Here is a 22987-nt window from a genome sequence, read left to right on the forward strand (position 1 = left end):
CTAATCCCTCCACTCCCCTATCCTCCTAGACACATATGCGCCATATGCCAACAGAGGGGCAAAAACAGCCACCATTACAAGGTAGAGCAGAAGAAGGTCCCGACTATACTCTGAGGGAGCGGACGCTAGGAATGTTAACAGTACGACCGCTGGCTCTACGGCGAGGAACATTATAAGGTAGCCGAAGTACTGGTAGGAAAGCCTGGACTTGCCAACCCCCCTCGGCGGGTTGGAGGACTCGAAAAGCTTGTACTTGTAGGGCTCCTTGGACTCTATGTAGCCGGCGGGCCTAAGCAGCATGCGGAGGAGAAGTATTGTGCCGACCAGCACGGCTAGGATTATTGTTGGCACTATTATGAATGAATTGGCGGCGAGCACTAAGGGACTGTAGGCTATAGACAATTCCCTAACTCACCAAATCTGTTAATTAATGACCAAATATAAATTCCTTGCTTGCCTTAACGGCTTTGACAGTCAAAGCCTTGAGGCTCACGAGTAGAGCATAATAACCTTAGCGAGGAGTTTTTGCTAGGTGCGCGAAGTGGTAGAGAGGGTGCCTCCAGAGGCCGAGGTCAAATACAACAAGTACCTTCAGCTTAGGGACACCTATAACGCAATAGTTCAGCAGAGGCTCGCTGCCGAGTCGTCTCTAAGCGAGATAGAGAAGGTAATAGAGACCCTCAATGAGCTCTCGGACAGCGCGGAGGTCTATAAGATGGCAGGCTTCGTCCTTGTTAAGTCAACAAAGGGCGACCTGCTCAAGGAGCTGCAGGACCGCAAGGAGAACCTGGAGCTTAAGATTAAGGCGCTTAAGAACCAGGAGAACCTAGTGAAGGACGAGCTTGACAAGGTGGCCGGAGAGCTGCAGCGCCTGCTGCAGGGGGCTGCAGGGGGTGGCGGAGCCGCGGGCCCCGCAGGGGGCTCTTAACCCTTGCGCACAGGGCCTGGCAGCCTGGGTTCGCAGGAGCTTTATGAGGAGCTCATTAAGTTAGCTAAGGGCTCTGACGTCAAGGTATTAATGCACGGCAACGCTGACCTTGACGCCGTCGCCTCCGCTTTCCTGGTGTGCAGGCTCCTGGAGGGGGTCTCCAGGAGCTGCTGCCTCTACTCGCCTCAGGGCCTGAGCAAGCAGTCCAGGGATCTGTTGGCTTCACTTTCGCTTAACATACCCCTGTGCGACAGCCTAGACGACCAGGCAGGGGTGCTTATAACAGTGGACGCCAGCAACGTCTCACAGCTTGGAGTTAACACTGATGCCCTGAGAGGGGCAAAGTTAGTCGTTATAGATCACCACAGCCCGGGGAGCCTGCACACGATGGCCACCCTTCTAATAAGTGACGAGAGCGCCCCCTCGTGCGTCGAGGTCGTCCTTTCGCTTGCTGCTCCTGGGAGCCTTAAGCTGAAGCCGGCCGAGACCACACTCTTACTTACGGCAATACTTGAGGAGACCTCCCTCCTAGAGAGGGCGTCAATAAGCACTTTCAGGCACATAGTTAAGTTAATGGAGATGGGCGCGGACTACGCCTTTGCTGTTGGCTTCTTGAGGCAGAGCAACGATGAGCCTATAGACAAAAGGGCCGCAAGGCTTAAGGGCCTTTCAAGGGCGGCGGTTAGCGTTGTCTGCGGCCAGCTGGCGGTAGCGGTGACCCACGTAGGTTCCTTCGAGGCCGAGGTGGCCAGGTCTATGATATCTCTGGGCGCCGACGTCGTGGCTGCAATTAATGGCGAGAGGGCTTCACTGCGGGTCTCGAGGCGCGCCCTTAAGTTCAACATTAGGGCCTCTGAACTGGCGGCTTTCATAGCTGAGAGGTTAGGCGGCGAGGGGGGAGGCCATGATGGGGCCGCGGCTCTTAGGTTAAAGTCTCCAAACCAGGCTACTATTGATAAGGTGCTAGGCCTCGCGGTTAACTTTGTGAGGCAGCGCTGCGGTGATTCCAGTGGTTGAAGGAAACACCACTAAAAGGGCGAGGGTCTACGCTGATGTGAGGGAGGAGGCCTCAGGGGTTCCGTCGCTGTTAGAGTCCCTGGGAGTCCTCGTAATAAGAAGGCAGCTACCCGAGGGAGATTACATAATACCGCCAGACATAGTCGTCGAGAGGAAGAACGCCAAGGACTTCGTCTCGTCGCTGTTTGACGGGAGGCTCTTCGACCAGGCCTCAAGAATGAGGAACGATTATGAGGAGGTCTTCTATATAATAGAGGGCGACTTCTCCAGGGAGCTGCGGTACTGGAGCGACAAGGAGAGGCAACTAATAGGGGCCCTTGCAACGCTTGTGGTAAGTTATAACGTTAAGCTTCTCTGGAGCAGCTCTACTAAGCAGACGGCCGAGTACCTGGCGTCGTTGGCCTCCAAGTACCTTACTAAGGGCAGGGGCTCAAAGCCTGTCATTATAAATAAGAAGCCCTCTGCGCAGTCGCTGAGGGAGTGGCAGCTCTATATAGTCGAGTCATTTCCAGGCATAGGGGCTAAGACCGCCGAGAGGATACTTGAGAAGTTCGGGTCGCTGGAGTCATTTTTTAACGCTAGCCTGGCGGAGCTGGCGTCTATTGAGGGCGTCGGTGAGTCCAAGGCTGCCAGGATAAAGGAGCTCCTTAAGGCGCCCTTTAAGGTTGAGAGAAGGGTCACCACTCTGGACAAGTTCTACGGAAACCCCGCAGACGCTAACAGCCCTTCTGACGAGGATAAGTAAGCTGAAGATCACGGCCGTTGGTCAAACTTACTTAGCGAGAGGTTGGCTGATTCTAGCATCTTAGATGCCATAAACCATGGCAGCTCAGCTATCATCTTAGTTGCTGGCCCTGGCGGCAGAAAGCTCAAGGAGCTGATCGACCTCTTAAGAACGTCGTTGAGGTACTCAACTCCCTTCTCTATAACTTCATCCTCTCCACGGGCCTTCAGTTCAGCCTCGGCCCACCTTAGGAAGAGCCTCTCGCTGGGGTCTAGCTTATCCTTGGCCCCCCTTGCGTAGTTAGCGAAGTCCGTTATGTCATCAGCTAGCTGATAAGCGATGCCAACAATGTTGCCGTAGTTCCAGGCCCTCTCGGCGTACTCCTCATGGTCGGCCGCTATAACACCTAAGGTTGAGGCCAGCGAGAAGAGACTGCCGGTCTTAAGCGATGCAAGCTGCAGATACTCAACTGGTTCTAGATTGAGAGAGGAGTAGGCATCAATGATTTCGCCTCTAACCATGGATTCCCATGCAGTGATGCTGTAACTCAATGCTAAGGGACCGTACTGCTCAACTAGCTTTAGCGCAGTAGGCACTAGTAAAAGGGAAACCATGGCGCTCTTGCCAATCCCATAAAGTACCCAGGCTGAGGGGCCTCCCCTCCTTTCAGCGTCCTTATCTATAATGTCATCAAGCGCAAGGCTAGCTCCTTGAACCAGCTCTACTGCAATTGCGGCATCCTTCGCCCTGTCAAGATTGCCTCCGGCGGCCTCTGCAAACAGCATGGTCACGAAGCCTCTAAACATCTTGCCTCCCTTGACTATATATGAGGCAAGGCCCTCGAGCCCGGCCATCTCAAGCCTTGACACGATGGAGTTTAGCTCAGGTTCTATCATAGTTCTTATGCTCTCCCACTTGCTTAGGATCGCTCTGAACTCCTCTTCAGAATACTCTTGGTTCACTGCTAGGCCTCCGTGAGGTAGGTTTGCCACGTAACTTTATAACTTATACTTCTATATATCGCTTGGCACGTCCAATGAAGGAGCAGTGGGAAACCGTAACTGACGGCTCACTGCTGCTGGGGGTGGCCGCCCTCGTCCTCGACTTAGTGGAAGGCTATTATATAGCAGAGGAGGGCCTTCTCGACGCTAAAGTGTCCTCAAAAGTACTTGATGTAGCGTCAATAAGGGAGGGCCTCAGCAGGGGCAGCCTTGAGCTCTACGTAAATGCTGACTGGGTGGAGCCTCAAGAACTTGACTTCAGAGGTGCTAAGATTTCAATTAAGACCACAGATGCTGGCCAAGGCAGCCTTTTATCGCTGCGGCAGCTCTATGAAGAGCTGCCGCGAGAGCTCATCAGGTTGGACTACTTCTCGCTCTACTCGCCTCTGACCTCAAGGACTGACAGAGATGGCACTGAATATATCGTTATCTACACGGCAGATGGCAGGGCCTTCGTCTTTGAGGGTGAGAAGTTCAGGGTTTCACTGCCTGGGCTCAGGCGGTCACCGGCGGTGGTGCACACTCATCCCGCAGGTCACTGCGGCCTGTCAAGGAAGGACCTCGAGAGCGGCCTTGACCTAATGATGGACAGAGGCCTTATAATGGGCGCTGTGACCAGCGACAGGTGCGCCGCGATAATGTATAGGCTTGGACTTCTAGAGGAGGACGACGTTATAGGCGTTAAGGAGGGCAGATTTGAAAGCCTCAGGTCGTTAAGGTTCACGCGGATAAGCATAATATGACGTGGTCTCCAAGCTTACATATAGTAAACCGAATAGTGAAAAGCGTAAGGTAAGGAGGGTTAAGGCCCTAGTAGGTCTGAGAGGCTTGGTAGCTTCTGTGGGAGCCCCTTCCTCTCCCTTATCTTCTTTATTAGGTCATCAAGCATGCTGTCAGGTACAGGGGCCCATCTGCTGAACTCCGTGCCCCAGAGGGCCTTTCCTGCAGTGGACCCCCTCAGCTCCGCCGCCAGGTCAAAGCTCTCAGCTATTGGTATCTCGGCGAGCACCCTGGTGCCACTCGGCGTGTTCTCCACGTCGATGATCTTTCCACGCTTCTTGACTATTATTGTGGTTACCGCGCTTAGGTACTCCATCGGTATTCTTATGTCAAGCTTCTGTATAGGCTCCAGCAGCGTCGGCCTCGAGGTAAGTATGCCAGCCCATATGGCGTTCCTCACGGCTGGGTATATCTGGCCAGGTCCCCTGTGCACTGGGTCCTCGTGTACTTCAGCGTCGTGAAGTACTACCTTAATGCCCCTGACGGGCTCAGCCGCCAGCGGGCCCTCCTTTACTGCTATTCTGAAGCCGCCGATTATGGTATCCTTGACATCCTTGAGGTACTGTACTCCTGACGTCATGTCTACGAAGACGTTGATGTTTTCATCTATGGCCCAGATTCTCCTGGCCTCGTCGTAGTCCCAGCCGGCCTGCTCCTTGAGTATCTTGGCCCTGTCCCTCGAATCCTGGTCCTCCCTCACGGCACCCCTGTGTATGAGGTCTATGGTCTCATCGTTTAGCGGCTCAACGCTCAGGTAGAACCTGTTGTGTTTGTTGGGGCTCTTGCCCTCGAAGACCTGGCTCTTCTCCCTCACGGACTCCCTGTAAACTATTATCGGCTGGCTAGCCTTGACTTCAAGACCATAAATCTCCTTCAGCATCCAGAGCGCTATCTCTAGGTGGAGCTGCCCCATCCCTGAGAGGAGGTACTCGCCAGTCTCCTCATTGATCTTAGCTACCAGGTTCGGGTCCTCTATGGTGAGCTTTCTCAGGGAGTCCACAAGCTTAGGCAGGTCCTGAACCTTGGCCGGCTCTATCGCTATGGTCACTACAGGCTCAGCTATGTAGTGTAGCTGCTCGAACGGGGCGCCCTGCGACTTATACTGGCTCTCGACAAGCGTCTCTCCAGCCCTAAGGTTATCTATGCCCATTATAGCCGCTATGTTGCCAGCCGTAACCCTCTGCGTCAGCTCCCTGAAGGGGCCCATGTAAAGGCTTACCTGCAGCACCCTGCCCGTGACGTCCTGAGACACCACGTAGAGCTCCTTACCGGGCTCGAGGGTGCCTGAGAACACCCTGCCCGTGGCCACTAGGCCTGCCTTCTCAACATGAATGGCATTTACATAGAACACGACCGGCCCGTTCGGGTCAGCCTCTAGCATGGCCTTTCCGAGGTCGCTGTTAAGGTCCCCCTTCCATATCTTTGGAATCCTGTACTTCTGCGCCTCCTTTGGGTTGGGAACAAACTTGACGACCATGTCCAGCAGGGCCTCGTGCAGCGGGGCCTTCTTAGTAAGAACGGCTATCTTGTCTTTATCATCGCTTGAGTAAGCGTCTATGATCTGCTGGAAGTTTATGCCCTTCTTGGAGGCTATCGGCACAGTTATGCCCCACTGGTCCTTGGCGCTCCCAAAGGCTACGTTCCCGGCCGCCGGGTTCAGCTTCCACTTATCCTTGAACTCAGGCTCAGCGTACATGTCTATGAGGTTGTTGACGTCCTTTATTATCTCCACGAGCCTGTCCTGCAGCTGGGAGGAGGTTAGCCTCAGCTCCTTTATGAGTCTATCTATCTTGTTTATGTAGAGTACGGGCCTCACCCTCTCCTCCAGGGCCTGCCTTAGAACGGTCTCCGTCTGGGTCATGACGCCCTCTGCGGCGTCAACAACCACAATAGCCCCATCAAGTACCCTCAGGCTCCTTGTGACCATTCCTGTGAAGTCTATGTGGCCTGGAGTGTCGATTAGGTTGATCACGTATCCCTTGCCGTTATACTCGTGGTATAGGCTTGCGTTGGCGGCCTTTACAGTCATCTGCCTCTCCTTCTCTACGTTGAGGTAGTCCAGGGCCAGCGCCTCGCCGGCAACCCTCTCAGATATGATTCCGGCGCCTGCCAGTAGGGCGTCGCTGGTCGTGGTTTTACCATGGTCTACATGTGCTATGACGCCTATGTTTCTTACCTGCTCTATGTTGCTCATTATCTTCTCGATCTCTGAGACCATTTTAACTCGAGCGCCCATGGATTATTCCACCTAGTAGCCAATCGCAAGTTACGGTCGCATTTGAGGGTTAAAAACAATTCTTAGACTAAAAGATGGCCTTTGGTTAGATGTTATTTTTGTGGGAGTTACCAGTAATGAGAGGCAAATAAGTTATGTACACGTGCAGGTCATCGCCGCGCGCAAGTCGTGAAACTAGCTCCCTGTTAAGGTCTGCGGCCGCCTTGTTACTCCTCACCATGATTGTCGAGCCTTCAACGTAATCACTCTTCCTTATTATAATCTTCATGTTGTTAGAGGCAGTTATCCTCGGATCCCCGTGTCCTATGACAGCGTCGCAGAGGTCGCTGGAGCATAGAACGACAAGCACTGCATTGTTAGGATCCCTCAACCCATTCCTAAGCCAGTCGGGGAGGCTGGAAGCGCTGGCCTCTGACGACACGCCAATTATGCAGTCGCCCCTTGGGGTCAGGGTCCCCTCTTTAGTTATCTCTATCGTAGTCCTGTGCCTGGCGGTTACATTAACGTGGCCCTTAGCCCTGAAGTGAAACCATCTGCTCGCGAGCTCGCTCACCGAGGGCCCTACTTAAGCAAGGCTTCCTTGTGGAATAAAGGCAAATTAGGCCAGCAGTTAAAGTATTTACAAGGTAGGTCTTGTCCGGCTTAAAGCAGGACGCCTTTGACGTGGCCAGAAGGAAGCTTGTAGATGACCTTAAGCTAAGGGGGTATCTGAAGAGTCAGGCCGTCGAGAGGGCCATGTTGAGCGTTCCAAGGGAGCTCTTCGTGCCTGAGGGGGTCAGGGACAGGGCTTATGAAGACAGGCCGCTTCCCATAGGCTATGGGCAGACCATAAGTGCGCCGAGCGTGGTAGCTTACATGACTGAGCTCTTAGAGGTCTCGGAGGGCATGAAGGTCCTCGAGGTTGGGACGGGGTCAGGTTATCAGGCGGCGATCCTGGCTATGATTGTAGGCGACAGGGGGCACGTGTGGACTGTGGAGCGCATAGCGGAGCTTGCAAGTAGAGCAAAGGAGACCATAGAGTCCCTGGGCCTCGGAGGAAGGGTCACCGTAATCGTGGGCGACGGGAGCCTAGGATATCCACCGGCGGCGCCCTACGATAGGATAATAGTGACCGCGGCGTCCCCAAAGGTCCCAAGGCCGCTCGTGGAGCAGCTCGCAGAGGGAGGCCTCATGGTTATACCCGTGGGAAGCAAGGAGGAGCAGGCGCTTACTATAGTTAGAAAGAGGGAGGGTCAGGTCTTTCAACAGAGCGACATAGAGGTTCTTTTTGTCCCCCTGGTCGGGGCTGAGGCATGGGATCATTAGCTCCACCTGGCCAACAAACGTTTTAGATCTACGTGCTTATCTGCAACCTGCGATGATGTGTGTGGTGGACTCCGAGCCTCTACGGCTATGAGGACAAGGAGCCCGCTGAGCCCCTTAAGCCTGCAGGTGGAATCTCACACATTTTCTCATGAGCAAATTAGTACTGCCTTGAGAATCTCATGTAGGTCACAGCAGGCCTTCCGCACACGGGGCACGTGCCCTCTGCCTTCTCGTAAGGCCACGGCGTTCCTAAGGACTTGGCTTGGAGCTCATTCATTACTTTAACTGCGCACTCCTCGCTGCCACACCAGGGCACCTCCACAACTCCACCCTTTTCGTTGATAGCCTTCCTGGCCTCGTCAAGGCTTGAGACCCTGCTCACGTGGTCCGCCAGGAACTTCCTGGCCCTCTCGATAAGGTAGGCGCTTATTTCATCAAAGGTCTTCTTTATGCTCCCTACAGCCTCGCTGAGGGGCACGGTCCTCTTCTCAAGGGTATCCCTCCTGACTATTGTTATGGTGTTCCCCGAGGTCTCCCTAGGGCCTATCTCAACCCTGACGGGAACGCCCTTTGCGTCCCAGTAGTAGTACTTGTCGCCTGGGGTTGTGTCTTCACGGTCGTCAAGCTTGGCCCTTATGCCAGAGCTTAGTAATTTTGAAAGCACGCCGCGCGAGTACTCAAGGACCTTCTTGCTGTCCTCTTCCGATTGGGAGGGAATCGGGATTATGATGACCTGCGTAGGAGCTATGTCAGGAGGAAGCACGAGCCCCATGTCGTCTCCGTGAATTGCTATTAGTGTAGCCACGACCCTGTCGCTGACGCCATAACTTGTCTGCCATGGGTAGTCGAACTTTTCGTCCCTTGTCTGGATTCTAAATGAGAATGCCTTAGTGAAGTTCTGGCCTAGGTTGTGGACTGTACCTATCTGCAGGGTCCTGCCATCAGGCATCACGGTGTCAAAAGCTATGGTGTAAAGAGCGCCGGCAAACTTATCCCAGTCAGGCCTCCTTGAAATTATGTAAGGTATTCCCAGGGAGTCAAAGAACTTCTTATAAACTTCTATGGCCTCTTTGACCTGGTTCTCTGCATCCTTGAAGCTCTCATGAACTGTGTGGGCCTCCTTAAACATGCTTATTTCTCTTACCCTTATCAGGGGGCGCGTGGCCTTAGTCTCATACCTGAAGACGCTGACTATCTGGTAGAACTTCCTTGGAAGCTGCTTGTAGCTCTGCACCCACAGGGACTCATAGTAAGTTATCGGGGTCTCGCTTGTGGGCCTCAGTGCGAGCTTCTGGTCCAGCTCCTCAAGGCCTCCGTGAGTGACCCAGTAGACCTCATCCTCAAAGCCCTTTACGTGCTCGCCTTCCTTGGCCAACATCCAGTCGGGTATAAGGAGCGGGAAGAGGACCTCTTCATGGCCAGTCTCGTCAAGGAGCTTCCTCAATAGGTCCGTTACCCTTCTCCTTATCTGAAATCCATAGGGCATCCAGACGCCCATTCCCTTGACGGGGTACCTGCCATAGTCGTAGATCTCCGCCTTATCCAGTATCCAGTCAAACCACTCCGAGAAGTTGTTGTACCATCTCTCCCTCTTGGTTTTTACCATAGCTAAATCGCCAGCGCCATAAAAGGTAGAGCTAACTTATAAAAAATCATAAAGGAGCCTAGGGCTTAGGCTGTAGGCAACACGAAAGCCACTATTATAGCCACTAACAGTCCGTAGATGGCAATTCCCTCGCCGAGCACGACGAAGAGGAAGGCCGTTCCGAATATCTCCCTCTTCTCGGCGACAGCGCTTATAGCAGATGCTCCGGCGACGGCTACCGCATAGCCGCCTCCGATACCAGCAAGCCCCACTGCCAGCCCAGCTCCGATAGCCTTACCAACAACTGACATGTAGTAGGGCGACGCCTGGTCGGCGGTGGCGGCAGCCTGGGCGTGGGAGACCGCAAGCCCTGTTGCTACGGCTGCTGCCAAGGAGACTAGGGCCACTAGGATCAATACGGCCCTGTACTTAGGCCTTGACCAGGCCTCCCTGAGCACTAGGCTTAAGCCCTCTAAGTAGCTCTTCCTGGAAACCATTAGCCGACACCAACAAAAGCTTAGCTTTAACAGTTCTATTTAAGTGCTGAGCCGAGAGAGATCCGAGTCTCCCGTGGTATACCACTGTGAGTAGTAACATGGCTGCTACGTTTTCGCCTGCATTTCCCCAAAGAACTGCGGGAGCCTGACCCCTCTCTGTCCCCTGTACCTCCCGCTGTAGGGCCTCGTCGAGGGGGTCTCCATCTTGACCAGCACAAGGTGCAGGAACCTGTCGCCCACGTAGAGCTTCACTGGGAACTCGCTCCCTATGACCTCTATGGTTAGCTGTCCCTCAAAGCCAGCGTCAACGACGGTGCTGGGTATGTATATGCCCGTCCTGGCCCATGTGCTCCTGAGGTTCACAAGGCCCGCCACGTAGGGCGGCAGCTTTATGTACTCCGCCGTGTGGAGCAGGTAGTGCCTGTGAGGTATAATGATGAAGCTTCCTCCCTCCCCGGCATCCCTGCAGTCGTAGAACTCTCCCGGGTCCCCCGGCGACCTGGGGTCCAGCACAGTTCCAGTGCTCCTGAACTCGCAGTAGGTGCTCCCCAGCCTGAGGTCAAGGCCGTTCTCCCTTATGACTTCGCTGTCCAGCGGCTCGACGCCCAGCTCCCCTGCCCTTATGAGCGTCTCAATGTCCCTGTCGCTGAGTATCATAGATGACTCCCCTTTGCTCATATTTATTTTAGGACTGCAAGGTAGTTACATCTTTAGGGTCGATATTACCTTACTCTGTCTCTAAGGAAATTATAGACAACGCCGTTCAACGTAAGTAACCTGGATCTTAAATTTTAAATCTTTGAATATCTAGTTGGCCTGGGAGCGCGACTTAATGGGTAGGGATGAAATACAGAACAGGAAAGTGCTGATAACTTACCCAACGCATCCAATGTTCCTATGGGCTTACCTCGCAGTGGCCTTGATTTTAGCGGTCCTCTTCTCGAGGTTTCCGCTCTATGTTGCAGAGGCCTCTTATAGCAGCAACTCCCTAGAGCTGGCATCAATAGCCATAGCACTTATAGTATTAAGTCCGATACTGAGCTTCATAAACCTTGTAATTAAGAAGCTTAACACTGGAGTCATTGCCAGCGAAATTGAGCTTAACTATGTCGAGTTCTTTGGAATACCGATACCGATACCGAGGCTTAGGATGCGCGAGGTGAAAACGCTTTTAGCCATGAATGTAGGCGGCGCCCTTGTGCCAATAACTACATCCGCCATATTCTCATACCTGCTGGTTAACTCCCCTTACAAGGACATGTTCGTGGCTTCCGCCGCCATAGATGTAATAGTGGTCGCAGTGGTTACATATGCGCTGTCAAAGCCCATGCCAGGCGTGGGCATTGTGGTGCCCGCCTTTATCCCGCCCTTAATAGCGGCCTTCGTTGCCATAGCCACAAGCGGCTTCGGAGTTCCAGCGGCGGCCGCCGCCTATATAGGCGGCTCCCTGGGCAGCCTCCTTGGGGCTGACGTCATTAGGCTATCGCGAAGCTACAGGAATCTAACGGCCACAGTACTAAGTATAGGCGGCGCTGGGGTATTTGATGGGGTGTTCATGAGCGGCGTCCTTGCGTTTCTCCTGGCCATCTAGAGGCTGAGCGGCCTAGGGCGTTCGGCATAGCCCTTTACTTCAAGGTCGACCACGTATATGGACTTGGAGGGGCTGTACTCTATGGCTTTGCGCGAAGATAAGACGGTGAATTCCTTACAAGTTCTTGAAGCCTCCTCAGCTATTGTCCTGATCGCCAGGTCCTCGCTTTCAGCTAGGTAGTAAACATGAAGTAGGGACCCACTTGTGAGGGAAAGCTGACAGGCGGCCTCTATGAACTTAGGTGAAGAAGTGGGGTTGTTCATTATTATTCTGTCAAAGCCCCCTTTAAGCAGCGATGGCAGGGCGCTGGCGTCGGACCTTGTAATAGTCACGTTGCCCTTAAGCAGCTTCCTGTTAAGCCTAGCATTAGCGCCCGCCAGGGCAGCCGCGTAGGGGTTAAGGTCATTAGCTACCACCGAGGCCCTCCTCCTGGACGCTATTAACAGTGAAAACGGCGCCACGCCGCAGAACATGTCAAGCACCCTCTCGCCACTTTCTACTAGCGATGATATCCTAAGCCTTTCCCCGGAAAGCCTGGGGTTAAAGTACGTCTTGGCGACGTCCACGTAGAGCCTGAGGCCTGACTCCTTGGTTATGGTCAGCGTGTTGCCATCGCCGTATATTAGCACCAGCTGAGGGAGCCTCAGCTCGCCGGTCGTTCCAAGTTTTAGGAACACGGAGGTCACCCTAGGGTACATTCTCGAAATCGCCTCGGCAGCCCTTACGTAAGTTGGAATCCCGATGCTGGAATTGTAGTTCAATAAAACGATGCTGCCTATAATTAGGAAGCCAGATAGCCCTGGCACTTCGTCGGAGAGCCTGGTGGGCCTCTCCCTGGTATCGAAGCTTTCTTTACAGGGCCTGGCACTTACACCCTCAGTTAAGAGCGCGGATATAGCCCTCTCGACGTTGTTAACCGGTACTGCAAGCTCATTACTTTCAAGTCTTCTAGGTTTTAAGTTGGTCAGGAGCCCTGCTAGCCTGAGTATCTTCAGCGTCCTCTCGGCGTCCGTTGACTTAATTGCTATGCAGTCATGATATTCGCTGGCCAAGTTGGCAGCACCTGGGAGGCCGAGGCTATAACCCGCCTTCTGTACTTCGGCGGCATTTGACTCAGCGGTCCCCAGGGCCTCCCGCGGCCCCTCACAGGCCCTGGCCTTGCTCCGCCGGGGACGGCCGTTTCACCGCATCCCCCGCGGTCCTCGACCGGTTACTGCGGGCCTGTCGCCAGGCCCGCCTCGCGGAGTCATCGCCATGCCGTGGGGGCCGTGTCGTCTCTGTGCCGTTGCCCAGGGGTCTGCCCTGGCCCCTTGCGGGGTCCGGCTGCCGCTGGGAGGGCGGTGTTTCCTCAGGCCCTCTTCGGGCCCGTGGCCGCCAGCCTCGGCCTCCCAGGGTTTCATTAAGCGTCGGAGACGCAAGTAATAAGGGTTGGCTGCGAATGAGATATCTGCGGCAGTAAGTGAGGCGGCTTGACAGAAAGGGAAGCGGTTGGAATAGTTGCTAGGCCATCAAGCGACACCGCTGAGGGCCTTGCCCTGAGGACAGCCGAGGTCCTTAGGCAGCTCGGGGTGGAGCCCCTTGTTGAGGCAGAGACCGCCGCCGCCTACAGTAACACCTTGGGGAGGCTGAGAACCTTTAACATAGAACGCAACCCGCCCCATAAGGTGATAGTGATAGGCGGCGACGGGACCCTGCTCAGGGCAGCGATAAGATCTGGGAGCAACGAAGTTATTTTCCTCGCCGTGCGCGCAGGCAAGCGCGGTTTCCTCTTAGACGTTGACGAATCAGTGCTAAGCGAGAGGATTAGGGACTTCGTTAACGATAACTATGAACTGGTACTCCACCAGCGCATTAAGGCTTACGTGAACGGTAACCAACTCCCCTGCGCCGTAAATGACGTCGTTATATTTACTTCGGAGGGCTCTATGGTCAGGCTTGACGTCTATCATGATGGGGAGAAGCTTAGGGAAAGGGTTATGGGGGTTGACGGCGACGGGCTCATAATATCCACTACAACGGGCTCCACCGCATATAGCCTTAATGCTGGGGGGCCCATAGTGGACCCTCGGCTTGACGTAATCATCATAACGCCCCTCAACCCTGTGCAGCTATTCTTAAGACCTGTGGTTATGTCTAGGAGTAACCGGCTCAGCATAATCATGAGGGGCGAAAGCGGGCCCGCTTACCTGGTTCTTGATGGCCAAGTCAAGGTTAACCTAAGGCCAGGTGACAGGGTTAACATTTATCCCTGCGAGGCCCCCCTGAAGGTGGCCAGGTTTGAGTGGTGGTCGAACTACTACGAGAGGCTCTTCGCCCGCCTGCTCAGCTATTGGTAAGGGCGTCAGCGTAGCTGTGCTAGACACAGCTGCGCTGCTGGCGTCAGTCCAGCTGCACCTGCCCTTGACGTGCGTTACCACCGAGGAGGTCTACGAGGAAGTCAGGGATGAGGAGTCCAGGATGGCTTTAGATCTCTCCACTGGGACGGGGAAACTTCTTGTCATCACGCCCTTAACTGAATCGAGAGGTAAGGCCTTAGAGTATGCCAGAGCTGCTGGAGTGCTCGGAAAGCTGAGCGCCGCTGACCTAAGCGTGCTCTCCCTAGCCATAGAACTAAGGGATTGTGGCAACAAGGTCTCTGTGGTGACAGACGATTATGCCCTTCAGTTGGCCTCTGTCCGTGCAGGACTCGACGTAGTGAGGGTGAGGTACAGGGGCATTAAAGAGCTCAGGAAGAGCAAGGCTAACTTACGATAACTCCCCTCAGGTCAAAGTATGTGGCGCCCGTGATCTTAACGTCTACGAACTCCCCGTAACTTCTTAATGTGCTCGCCGGCACTGCCACAGGGAAGTAGTTGTCAAGTCTTACTGTGCTGAAGCCCTCTCTGAAACTTCTTGATGCCAACAGCCCCCTGAACCTGCCGCCCACGTAACTGCTGTAAATTTCAGTGCCTACCCTCTTAATTACTTCCTGTATTCTTAGGCTCCGCTCCTTCTTGACGGGCTCAGGCACCTGGGGCATGGAGGCCGAGGCCGTCCTGGGCCTTATGCTGTACTGGGCGAGGTAGACCCTCTCAAACTTGAGTTCCTCCACCAGCCTGACGCTGTTCATAAAGGCCTCTTCATCCTCACCCGGATGGCCTACTATGATGTCTGTGGCAAAGAGCGAGGATGGATACTTAGCTTTAACCTTGCTATGAAGTTCCTTGAACTCGGCCACGGTGTACCTGCGGTTCATTATTTTAAGCACGCGGTCGTCGCCGCTCTGGACTGGTATGTGAAAGAACTTGAAGACTCGCTCATCGCGGTAAACGTCCAACAGGTCATCAATTATCTCCATGGCCTGGTTAGGTGTCATCATGCCAATTCTGAGCCTGTACTCGCCTGGCACCTTATCAAGTATATCTGCTATGAGGTCAGGAAGCCTTGGCTTACCGGGCAGGTCTACGCCATAGGCTGCTGCGTCCTGCCCGGTGAGCCTAATTTCCCTTGCCCCGCCCTGCACCAGGTCCCTAACTACACAGACTATGGCCCTAGGAGGGTATGACTTCAGGTACCTCCTAGCCAGCTTGGTCTCACAGAAGCTGCAGCTCTCAAGGCAGCCCTCGGAGATCATTACCGTGGCTACGCTGTCCCTCGTTGGAGGCTTTGGCAAGAAGTTTACGTCCCTCTCGCCATCTAGCAGGTAGACGGGCCTGTCAAGGGTAGCCGCGTCGAGTATTCTAGTCACATTCTGAGGAGATACCAGGCTGGCAGCAGGGGCCGTCCTCAGGATCAGGGAGGGCCTAGCCTTGGAGAGGCAGCCGCTCACTATGAGCTTCTTGCCCTGAAGCGACAGGCCATTCAACTCCTTAAGCCTTTTCACTATTTTGGCTTCCGTGTCAAGTCTCACTGCGCAGGTGTTAACTATTATTACATCTGCTTCCCTCGGATCGCCGCACTCCTCATAACCGGCGCCTCTAAGGATACTCCTCATTATCTCGCTGTCAAACTCTGACAGGGCGCAGCCATAGGTCTCAATGTAGTACTTGGTCGTGGAGCCCACCGAAACCTTCAAAGTGGTCTGAACTTTTCTGCTTTAGTTATAACTGTTAGCGCCTTAGAAGGTCTTCAGCTCTAACAACCTCGAACGAGACCCTGCAGCTCTCCACGGCGTCTTTGACAGCCTTCTCCCTGTCTGTCAGCTTCGAGTCGCCGCTCTTAAGCTCAACAAACCTTACGTGAACTCTCTTGCCATCTTCAAGCCCATCAAATACTACGAAGTCTACTGGACTTCCGAGGAACCTCACGTCCTTTGGGTTGAACTTAAATCCAGGCAAAATAGGGGCTAGCTGTTCATATATTTTGCCTGCGGTGACGGCCGAGCTTCTCTTGGCGGCGTCCTCCCTGGCCCTATCTACTATAGCTGCGGCCATCTCTTGGGCTCTGGCGTCAGCGAGCTTATCTATGTTTATTTCCAAAGCCTTCAAGGACCTCTGAGCTAGGGTCAGCCTAACGGTCTGGACCACTATAATTATTAGTTCTGCCAGCATTATTGAAGCTATGAGATAATACAGGATCTGCATCATCCCACCTTGCTCTAACCGCGGTTGGAGCGCTTACCGTTAAAAGAGCTACTAGTCCAGAGACTAGGAGGCACAGTGCCAGAGACGAAATACGCGTTCATAACTGGCGGTGTGATGTCGGGCATAGGCAAAGGCATAGTGTCGGCCTCTACGGGCCTCCTGCTGAAGTCCCGCGGATACAGGGTTGGCATAGTTAAGGTGGATCCTTACCTTAATGTTGACGCAGGGACTATGAATCCATATGCCCACGGTGAGGTCTATGTCACTGAAGATGGCGGCGAGACCGACCTAGACCTAGGCCATTACGAGAGGTTCCTTGGAGAGAACCTAAGCAAGAAACACAACATAACTACTGGCCAGGTCTACTATAACGTCATAATGAAGGAGAGAAAGGGCGAGTACCTAGGCAAGACAGTGCAGATAATACCCCACATAACTGATGAGATAAAGCAGCGCTTATCTTCAGTTGCCCGCGAGACGGGGGTTGATGTATTAGTTGTAGAGATAGGTGGCACTGTAGGCGACATAGAGGGGCTCCCGTTCCTAGAGGCGGCCAGGCAGATGTACGTTGAGCTGGGCTCAAACAACGTTGCATTCGTTCACGTTGCCTGGGCCCCAGTGCTGAGCACCACGGGGGAGCAGAAGACAAAGCCTGTGCAGCACAGCGTTTATGAGCTTCGCAGGATAGGGATCCAGCCTAACATGGTCGTGGTTAGAAGTCCAAGATCCCTTGAGGCTGAGTCCCGTCAGAAGATAGCGCTTTTCTCTAATCTATCCCCCTCGGACGTGATAAGTGATCATGATGTAGACTATGTCTATGAGGTCCCGCTGCTCCTTGAGTCGCAGGGTTATGCGGCTAGGCTACTGTCGAGGCTGAGCCTTCAGGACAGGGAGCCAGATCTCGAGGCCTGGAAGTCCTTTGTTGACAGGCTCAAGAGCATCGATAAGACCGTTAACATAGCCATGGTGGGCAAGTACACCAAGCTGAAGGATAGCTACATCAGCATAGTCGAGGCGCTGAGGCACGCCGGGGTTGCAGTTGGCGCTAAGCCTAACTTGGTCTGGGTCGAGGCCACAGAGGTTGAGGAGGGCAAGATAAAGGTTGAGGACGTTCTGTCAACCGTTGACGGAGCTGTTGTGCTGCCTGGATTTGGGAAGCGCGGCGCAGAGGGCAAGATAAAGGCCATTAAGTACCTGAGGGAGAATGACATACCAACGCTAGGAATCTGCTTTGGGCTCCAGCTGTCAGTGGTGGAGTTTGCCCGTGATGTGATAGGTCTCGAGAATGCGAATAGCACGGAGATAGACCCAAGCACTCCTTACCCTGTGGTTGACCTGCTTCCATGGGAGCGCGACGTTAAGGAGCTCGGGGGCACGCTAAGGCTTGGGGCTTCGCAGATAAACCTCGTCAAGGGCACTCAGCTCTACGAGCTGTACGGTAGGGACGTGATATATGAGAGGCATAGGCACAGGTATGAGGTTAATCCCAAGTATGTTGAGAGGCTGGTCGAGGCGGGCCTTATAATAAGTGCCTGGAGCCGGCAGGGCCTAGTTGAGGCGGCAGAGCTGCCGCGTAAGGAACACAAGTTCTTCATAGGCACGCAGCCTCACCCGGAGTTCAAGAGCAGGCCCCTGTCACCTAGCCCACCTTATGTGGGCCTACTTAGGGCCGCCCAGACAAAGTGATAGCAAGCCAGCACCGGGGGACATGCACCTAACCGTAGTTAAGGGCCCTCGGTTATAGCATTAATTTTAAAGTAAACGTTTAAGCTTTCCTGCTCACATGTAACTCTTTGGTGTAACAGAATATGCAGATACCCTTAGACAAGATCTGCGTCAAGAGCGGGGTGCTCTGTGACAAGTGTAAGGCTAAGATAGACTCTGGGAAGTACCAGGGGTGGGAAGTCGACGTGATGAGGGCCCTCCTAAACCTCGAGTCAAACTTTAGGGAGCTGAAGAACGCCTCCTACAGAAAGTCCGTGATAGTAGGGGACACGCTCTACATAGTGCTGGACAACGTTACTGCGGTCAGCAGGCAGTTAGCCAGGGCCCTGGAGAAGGAGCTTTCAAGCCTTAACATCAGGAGGATATTCATCGTGCCAGGCTCAAATGACCCAAGGAAACTCATAGAGAGCCTGCTGCCCTCCCAGGTGCTCTCCGTGAACACCTACTACGCGCCGGACGGCTCGACCTACTATATAGCTAAGCTGCCCTCAAATGAGAGGTGGAGGATATCAGAGTTAGAGCAGAGCACTAAGGCCGTCTTCAAGTCACTGAGCGGCAGCGACCTCTACATAGAGTACGAGAACGTAACCGTGCCAGGCCGTCCTCGGGACCTTGAGGAGGGCAAAATAGATAAGACGAAGCTCTCTGAGGTCCTGCGTCGCATAGGTAGCTAAGCGGCAGGCCGCAGACCCTTATGAGAAGTCTTAACCCAGGGGCAGGGAATTTATAAAGTCCTTGATGGACCCTATGCTGGCGTTGGCACGCGGCCCTGAGCGAGGCGACGTTTCTAAGCCCGCGAGGATCGCCCGAGCCATGGCGGGCTCTCCAGGTGTCAAAGAGCCTCGCCCTAGCGTTGGGAAGAGCTCAGCCAAACCACATGTCCAGCCTAGACTGCTTCCCCCTCAGATTTTCCTTGAATGCCTTGGCAAGCCTTTCAGCAGCCTTGACGACCCTGTCCTCACTGAAGTCGTGCTCTCTGACCAACAGCTCCTTAATTTTTTCAATGTCAGGCTCCTTGAACAGTATCCTGTAGTCGGAGCTCACTGGAGGCTTAGCAAAGTAATCAAATATCTTGAATGGATCAACATCTCCAGGAAGCTGTGACTTTATGGACTCCAAAGCCTTGGTGACATCCTTCACGCCCTTGACGAAGTTAAGGGCAGTCTTAGGTCCATAGCCTTTGATGCCGTCTGGGTCAAAGTCCGTCCCTACCAGTATGCCTAAGAGTATTAGTTGCTCCCTAGTTATGCCCAGCGCCTTAAGCATGGCGTTGAGGTCTATTATCTCGGGCTTAACCTCGACGTACTCGTCCTTGTTAGGCAGCTTTCTTTTGCCTGTTATTGCCAGGTTCCTGACCAACCTGGGGGCGCCGAAGAGCAGGCTGTCGTAGTCCTGGCTTCCTGCGGCCCAGGCGTCGCCCTTTTGAGCCAGGTGGGCCGCCTGCGCCTCCCCGTCAGCTGGCGCCTGAACCCAAGGTATGCCCATATAGTCGAGCAGCCTCTTGGCCTCGCTTACCATGTCGCTGGAGAGCTCAGAGGTCGCCTGGGCGTACTTCCTGGCCTCCTCAATGGAGCCGGACTCCTTGGCCTTAGCGTACTTCTCCGCCGCCTCCCTCTTCCTTGCGACCCTCTCCTCTATCTCTCTCCTCTTCATCTCTGGCGGCTTGCCGTCAAAGACGTAGACCGGCTTCAGGCCCTCCTCCACGAGGTTTATAGTCCTGTAGAAGAGCCCGCTCAGGTGGCTCGTGACCCTCCCCTGCGAGTCCTTGAGTGGGGTGCCATCGGGCTGCCTTATTGCAGAGAGGAACTGGTAAAGCATGTTGTAGCCGTCTAGGGCAATCACGTAGCCCTTGAGCGACTTCAGGTCGACTTCGCGCCTTGCCTGGTCAGGTATAATGTCCCTTATGTTAACGCCCACTGAGGCCCCCTTGTATGTTAGGGGCCCCGCGAAGCTATCTATGTTTGCTGCCCTTCTACGCTTTTGGCCTCCTCAGCATTTTCATGATGTCCTACAAACTCTATCTGCCTGTCCTCTTTGGTGCTGGAGCTTACCCTGACAAGTCCCATGATTTCAAGTTTGAGGAGGATCTTTGTCAGGTCAGCTAAGGAAATGGAGTACCCGTTCTTGATAAGGTAGGATAACACCTCCTCGTCAGTCACTGGAACTTTGCCGTCACTAGTCATCTCCCTTAGGGTTTCATACACTATGTTTATCAGAGGCTGGTTGTACCATACGGACAACCCTGTTCACCGTCTGCGGAGTAGCTTAACGCTGTCCAAACAGGTCAACCTGTCCGAGAGTAGTTTAAAACTTTACTTTTAATTATAACGTGTTATAGCGAAAGGGGTCGCGGCAGCCTAAAGTTAAGGCCATAAATGTCGTCGGCCTTTTCTAAATTTGAATAATTACAGCGAGAGAGAAGGCTGCGATGGCCTCTGTGATGACACGCTTATCTGCCTTGCTGTTTCGAGCCACCTAAGGTAGAAGTCTATCATGTACTTAGTCACGCTGGGTCTGACCTTGTTAAGGGCCTGCTCGAAATGCTTGAACTTCACTATCGGGGAGTTTATATCCTCCCTCATCGCGGTAAGCGCCGCTTCCCTCACAAGCGCGGCTAAGTCTGCGCCGGTGTAGCCGTTGGTCATCTTTGCCAGCTCGGCTAAGTCGACGTCCTCAGCTAAGGGCACGCTGCGCGTGTGTATCTTCAGGATCTCTAGCCTGCCCCTCTCGTCTGGCGGGGGCACGTATATGAGCTTCTCAAACCTGCCAGGCCTGAGCAGGGCTGGGTCCACGAGGTCAGGCCTGTTAGTGGCCGCTATTACTACCACGTTCTCAAGGTTAGTTATCCCGTCTATCTCTGTGAGCAGCTGGCTCACTATTCTCTCGCCAACGTTGCTGTCCTCCTCGGTCCCCCTAAGGCTCGCTATCGACTCTATCTCGTCAAAGAACACGACTGCCGGCGCGTACTGCCTGGCCTTCTTGAATATCTCCCTTATGGCCTTCTCGCTCTCGCCGACCCACTTGCTCAGCACCTCGGGCCCCCTTATGGCTATGAAGTTGGCCCCGCTCTCGGTGGCGACGGCCTTGGCAAGCATTGTCTTTCCGGTGCCCGGCGGGCCGAAGAGCAGGACCCCCTTGGGGGGCTCAATGCCAAGCCTGCTGAAGGAGTTAGGGTACTTCAGCGGCCACTCGACTATTTCCCTGAGCTCCTGCTTAACGTCCTCGAGGCCACCTATGTCGCTCCAGTGGACCTCAGGCACCTCAACTTCTATCTCCCTCAGGCCGCTGGGAGTTACCTCCTTGAACGCAGCAAGGAAGTCCTGCATTGTGACTACCATTCTCTCTAACAGCTCCGTAGGTATCTTCTCCTGGTCTATGTCTATTTCAGGCAGGTACCTCCTTAGGGCATGCATGGCTGCCTCCTTGGCCAGCGCAGCTAGGTCAGCGCCGGTGTAGCCCTTGGTCATCTCAGCTAGCTTCTCAAGGTCCACGTCGTCTGCCAGAGGCATATGCCTGGTGTGTATCTGAAGTATCTCAAGCCTTCCCTGTTTATCTGGTACCGGTACCTCTATCTCCCTGTCAAACCTCCCGGGCCTCCTGAGGGCCGGGTCTATAGCGTTGGGTCTGTTAGTGGCCCCTATTACTATAACCTGCCCCCTTCCCTCAAGGCCGTCCATTAGGGCCAGGAGCTGCGCGACGACCCTTCTCTCTACCTCACCTATGACCTCGTCCCTCTTCGGCGCTATGGCGTCAATCTCGTCAATAAATATGATGGCTGGCGCGTTCTTCTTAGCCTCCTCAAATATTTCCCTCAGCCTCTGCTCGCTCTCGCCGTAGAACTTGCTCATGATCTCAGGTCCGTTTATCGCAACAAAGTACGCGTCGCTCTCGGTGGCGACGGCCTTAGCCAAGAGCGTTTTCCCAGTGCCCGGGGGTCCATAGAGCAGCACGCCCTTGGGGGGCTCAATGCCAAGCCTGTTGAAGAGCTCTGGGTGCCTCAGGGGCAGCTCCACGAGCTCCCTAATTCTGGCTATGACTTCGTGCAGGCCCCCTATGTCCTCATATGTAACCTTCGGGAACGATGTGGTTATGGGCTTCTCAAGCACGTCGACAACAGTTTTCTCAGTTACCACTACGATGCCTCTCGGCTTGGTATCTATTACCACCAGCTGCACGGCCTGCCCTATTACAGGTATCTGGACTATGTCGTTCTCAACGAGCGGAAGGCCTATGAGCTTCTTCTTCACGTACTTCTTGAAGCTGTCGTCTATCGATATTGAGTGTATGGTAGGCGCTAACTTAACCCTTATGGCCTGTTTAGGTTCAGCCTTCCTAACTATGACCTTGTCGCCTATGTTGACGTCCGCATTTCTCCTGAGGCTGCCGTCCATCCTTATTATGTCAAGCCCTGCGTCCTCGGGCAGCGCTGGCCACACTATGGCGGCCGTCTTCTTCTTGCCCTCTATCTCTACTATGTCACCGGCCTCAACGCCCAGCTCCTTCATTATATCGATGTCTATTCTTACCCTCTTTCTGCCCGAGTCCCTTGGCTTAGTCTCCGAGACCCTTAGGACGACTTCTTTAGATGGAGGCCTCTGTTGGTTTTGGTTGCTGTTGTTTTCAGCCAACTAAGCGCACCTCCAATATTCCTCCTGTGTCGGGCCTAATAAAATGGAGCTCTTTACATTAAAAATAAAAACAAAGATAAAAATAAATTAGATTAATACTAATATTAGAGGACCTTTTTATAGGCGTCCTTCAGTTATGGGAGGCGGAGATAGCATTTGCAGGCGCAACAGAAGAAGTTTACACTTGATATCAACAGTTATCATATAATTAGATGGGATCCAAAGGTCCAGGGAGAGGACGATCTCAGGAAAATGTTGGCTGACAGCCTGAAGAAAGGGGCCAAAAGGGTGGCTATCATAGTTAAATCAGATGACGTAGACTATATGATAAAGGCTAGAGAAGTCATAGCTGGCTTCATAGCTCAAACCATAGTCATCTTTAGGGAGAAGGAGGTGGAGATAGCTTGA

At 53.8% G+C, this 22987-nt stretch carries 24 protein-coding genes and 1 other RNA gene; 11 read left to right on the forward strand and 14 right to left on the reverse strand.

Annotated elements, in window-relative coordinates:
* Positions 1-402: an NADH-quinone oxidoreductase subunit A gene (ndhC, locus tag ACP5H1_RS01095; RefSeq protein WP_427970791.1), complete on the reverse strand. Its 402-nt coding sequence runs from the start codon at positions 400-402 to the stop codon at positions 1-3.
* 139 nt (positions 403-541) lie between these two features.
* Here ndhC and ACP5H1_RS01100 point away from each other — a divergent pair, with 139 nt between their 5' ends.
* From ACP5H1_RS01100 to ACP5H1_RS01110, 3 genes are read left to right on the forward strand one after another with little or no spacing between them, the layout of a single operon-like run.
* The gene (locus ACP5H1_RS01100; RefSeq protein WP_427970793.1) at positions 542-928 is read left to right on the forward strand and encodes a prefoldin subunit beta; all 387 of its coding nucleotides are present in this window, start codon (positions 542-544) and stop codon (positions 926-928) included.
* A 3-nt stretch (positions 929-931) separates the two neighbouring features.
* Positions 932-1945 (forward strand): DHH family phosphoesterase, encoded by a 1014-nt coding sequence (locus tag ACP5H1_RS01105; protein ID WP_427970795.1) that lies wholly within the window; start codon positions 932-934, stop codon positions 1943-1945.
* Complete coding sequence (locus ACP5H1_RS01110) at positions 1938-2690, forward strand: ERCC4 domain-containing protein (protein WP_427970797.1); 753 nt, start codon at positions 1938-1940, stop codon at positions 2688-2690. Before ACP5H1_RS01105 ends, ACP5H1_RS01110 begins: the two co-directional genes overlap by 8 nt.
* 8 nt (positions 2691-2698) lie before the next feature.
* Here the strand turns inward: ACP5H1_RS01110 and ACP5H1_RS01115 are convergent, their stop codons facing one another.
* The gene (locus ACP5H1_RS01115) at positions 2699-3661 is read right to left on the reverse strand and encodes a polyprenyl synthetase family protein (protein ID WP_427970799.1); all 963 of its coding nucleotides are present in this window, start codon (positions 3659-3661) and stop codon (positions 2699-2701) included.
* A gap of 44 nt (positions 3662-3705) precedes the next feature.
* Between ACP5H1_RS01115 and ACP5H1_RS01120 the strand changes: the two genes are divergently transcribed.
* On the forward strand, positions 3706-4413 hold the full coding sequence (locus ACP5H1_RS01120) for a hypothetical protein (protein WP_427970801.1): 708 nt from the start codon (positions 3706-3708) through the stop codon (positions 4411-4413).
* Positions 4414-4472: 59 nt separating this feature from the next.
* Here the strand turns inward: ACP5H1_RS01120 and ACP5H1_RS01125 are convergent, their stop codons facing one another.
* Positions 4473-6686 carry an elongation factor EF-2 gene (locus ACP5H1_RS01125; protein ID WP_427970803.1) on the reverse strand — a complete coding sequence of 738 codons (2214 nt, stop codon included), beginning with the start codon at positions 6684-6686 and terminating at the stop codon, positions 4473-4475.
* 85 nt (positions 6687-6771) lie between these two features.
* The gene (locus tag ACP5H1_RS01130) at positions 6772-7239 is read right to left on the reverse strand and encodes a DUF371 domain-containing protein (protein ID WP_427970805.1); all 468 of its coding nucleotides are present in this window, start codon (positions 7237-7239) and stop codon (positions 6772-6774) included.
* Between the two features lie 80 nt (positions 7240-7319).
* Here ACP5H1_RS01130 and ACP5H1_RS01135 point away from each other — a divergent pair, with 80 nt between their 5' ends.
* Complete coding sequence (locus ACP5H1_RS01135) at positions 7320-7991, forward strand: protein-L-isoaspartate(D-aspartate) O-methyltransferase (protein WP_427970807.1); 672 nt, start codon at positions 7320-7322, stop codon at positions 7989-7991.
* Between the two features lie 157 nt (positions 7992-8148).
* Here the strand turns inward: ACP5H1_RS01135 and proS are convergent, their stop codons facing one another.
* The 3 genes from proS to dcd form a co-directional block, all read right to left on the reverse strand.
* On the reverse strand, positions 8149-9597 hold the full coding sequence (gene proS / locus ACP5H1_RS01140; RefSeq protein WP_427970809.1) for a proline--tRNA ligase: 1449 nt from the start codon (positions 9595-9597) through the stop codon (positions 8149-8151).
* A 65-nt stretch (positions 9598-9662) separates the two neighbouring features.
* A complete protein-coding gene (locus tag ACP5H1_RS01145) occupies positions 9663-10073 on the reverse strand; it encodes a hypothetical protein (protein WP_427970811.1) in 411 nt (136 codons plus the stop codon).
* 105 nt (positions 10074-10178) lie between these two features.
* On the reverse strand, positions 10179-10730 hold the full coding sequence (gene dcd / locus ACP5H1_RS01150) for a dCTP deaminase (RefSeq protein ID WP_427971006.1): 552 nt from the start codon (positions 10728-10730) through the stop codon (positions 10179-10181).
* 154 nt (positions 10731-10884) lie between these two features.
* On the opposite strand from dcd, the gene ACP5H1_RS01155 reads away from it, so the two are divergent.
* A complete protein-coding gene (locus ACP5H1_RS01155) occupies positions 10885-11664 on the forward strand; it encodes a DUF1614 domain-containing protein (RefSeq protein ID WP_427970813.1) in 780 nt (259 codons plus the stop codon).
* Here the strand turns inward: ACP5H1_RS01155 and ACP5H1_RS01160 are convergent.
* The gene (locus ACP5H1_RS01160) at positions 11661-12716 is read right to left on the reverse strand and encodes a class I SAM-dependent methyltransferase (RefSeq protein WP_427970815.1); all 1056 of its coding nucleotides are present in this window, start codon (positions 12714-12716) and stop codon (positions 11661-11663) included. The two genes, ACP5H1_RS01155 and ACP5H1_RS01160, sit on opposite strands and share 4 nt — an antisense overlap.
* 16 nt (positions 12717-12732) lie before the next feature.
* An RNA gene (gene rnpB / locus ACP5H1_RS01165) (RNase P RNA component) lies at positions 12733-13051 on the reverse strand.
* Positions 13052-13133: 82 nt separating this feature from the next.
* Between rnpB and ACP5H1_RS01170 the strand changes: the two genes are divergently transcribed.
* Positions 13134-14000, forward strand: coding sequence for an NAD(+)/NADH kinase (locus ACP5H1_RS01170; protein WP_427970817.1), 867 nt, complete (start codon positions 13134-13136; stop codon positions 13998-14000).
* Between the two features lie 16 nt (positions 14001-14016).
* On the forward strand, positions 14017-14418 hold the full coding sequence (locus ACP5H1_RS01175; RefSeq protein WP_427970819.1) for a hypothetical protein: 402 nt from the start codon (positions 14017-14019) through the stop codon (positions 14416-14418).
* On the opposite strand, the gene ACP5H1_RS01180 is transcribed toward ACP5H1_RS01175, so the two are convergent.
* Positions 14405-15718: a tRNA (N(6)-L-threonylcarbamoyladenosine(37)-C(2))-methylthiotransferase gene (locus ACP5H1_RS01180; RefSeq protein ID WP_427970821.1), complete on the reverse strand. Its 1314-nt coding sequence runs from the start codon at positions 15716-15718 to the stop codon at positions 14405-14407. The two genes, ACP5H1_RS01175 and ACP5H1_RS01180, sit on opposite strands and share 14 nt — an antisense overlap.
* A gap of 34 nt (positions 15719-15752) precedes the next feature.
* Positions 15753-16229, reverse strand: coding sequence for a Holliday junction resolvase-like protein (locus tag ACP5H1_RS01185; RefSeq protein ID WP_427970823.1), 477 nt, complete (start codon positions 16227-16229; stop codon positions 15753-15755).
* A gap of 72 nt (positions 16230-16301) precedes the next feature.
* Between ACP5H1_RS01185 and ACP5H1_RS01190 the strand changes: the two genes are divergently transcribed.
* Positions 16302-17912: a CTP synthase gene (locus ACP5H1_RS01190; RefSeq protein WP_427970825.1), complete on the forward strand. Its 1611-nt coding sequence runs from the start codon at positions 16302-16304 to the stop codon at positions 17910-17912.
* A gap of 122 nt (positions 17913-18034) precedes the next feature.
* Positions 18035-18625 (forward strand): transcription elongation factor NusA, encoded by a 591-nt coding sequence (locus ACP5H1_RS01195; RefSeq protein ID WP_427970827.1) that lies wholly within the window; start codon positions 18035-18037, stop codon positions 18623-18625.
* A 190-nt stretch (positions 18626-18815) separates the two neighbouring features.
* On the opposite strand, the gene fen is transcribed toward ACP5H1_RS01195, so the two are convergent.
* The 3 genes from fen to ACP5H1_RS01210 all read right to left on the reverse strand — a co-directional run bounded on the left by fen (position 18816) and on the right by ACP5H1_RS01210 (position 22579).
* On the reverse strand, positions 18816-19868 hold the full coding sequence (gene fen, locus ACP5H1_RS01200; protein ID WP_427970829.1) for a flap endonuclease-1: 1053 nt from the start codon (positions 19866-19868) through the stop codon (positions 18816-18818).
* A gap of 38 nt (positions 19869-19906) precedes the next feature.
* Positions 19907-20191 carry a hypothetical protein gene (locus tag ACP5H1_RS01205; protein ID WP_427970831.1) on the reverse strand — a complete coding sequence of 95 codons (285 nt, stop codon included), beginning with the start codon at positions 20189-20191 and terminating at the stop codon, positions 19907-19909.
* 165 nt (positions 20192-20356) lie between these two features.
* Positions 20357-22579 carry a CDC48 family AAA ATPase gene (locus tag ACP5H1_RS01210; RefSeq protein ID WP_427970833.1) on the reverse strand — a complete coding sequence of 741 codons (2223 nt, stop codon included), beginning with the start codon at positions 22577-22579 and terminating at the stop codon, positions 20357-20359.
* 156 nt (positions 22580-22735) lie between these two features.
* On the opposite strand from ACP5H1_RS01210, the gene ACP5H1_RS01215 reads away from it, so the two are divergent.
* A complete protein-coding gene (locus ACP5H1_RS01215) occupies positions 22736-22987 on the forward strand; it encodes a hypothetical protein (protein ID WP_427970835.1) in 252 nt (83 codons plus the stop codon).

Origin of the sequence: Acidilobus sp. (assembly GCF_049973875.1) — an archaeon.
Taxonomy (GTDB): Archaea; Thermoproteota; Thermoprotei_A; order Sulfolobales; family Acidilobaceae; genus Acidilobus.

Excerpts from the sequence above, each read along its gene's own strand:
- ACP5H1_RS01120 (WP_427970801.1), top strand. The coding sequence starts at position 3,706 with ATGAAGGAGCAGTGGGAAACCGTAACTGACGGCTCACTGCTGCTGGGG.
- ACP5H1_RS01125 (WP_427970803.1), bottom strand. The coding sequence starts at position 6,686 with ATGGGCGCTCGAGTTAAAATGGTCTCAGAGATCGAGAAGATAATGAGC.
- proS (WP_427970809.1), bottom strand. The coding sequence starts at position 9,597 with ATGGTAAAAACCAAGAGGGAGAGATGGTACAACAACTTCTCGGAGTGG.
- ACP5H1_RS01145 (WP_427970811.1), bottom strand. The coding sequence starts at position 10,073 with ATGGTTTCCAGGAAGAGCTACTTAGAGGGCTTAAGCCTAGTGCTCAGG.
- dcd (WP_427971006.1), bottom strand. The coding sequence starts at position 10,730 with ATGATACTCAGCGACAGGGACATTGAGACGCTCATAAGGGCAGGGGAG.
- ACP5H1_RS01185 (WP_427970823.1), bottom strand. The coding sequence starts at position 16,229 with ATGATGCAGATCCTGTATTATCTCATAGCTTCAATAATGCTGGCAGAA.
- ACP5H1_RS01195 (WP_427970827.1), top strand. The coding sequence starts at position 18,035 with ATGCAGATACCCTTAGACAAGATCTGCGTCAAGAGCGGGGTGCTCTGT.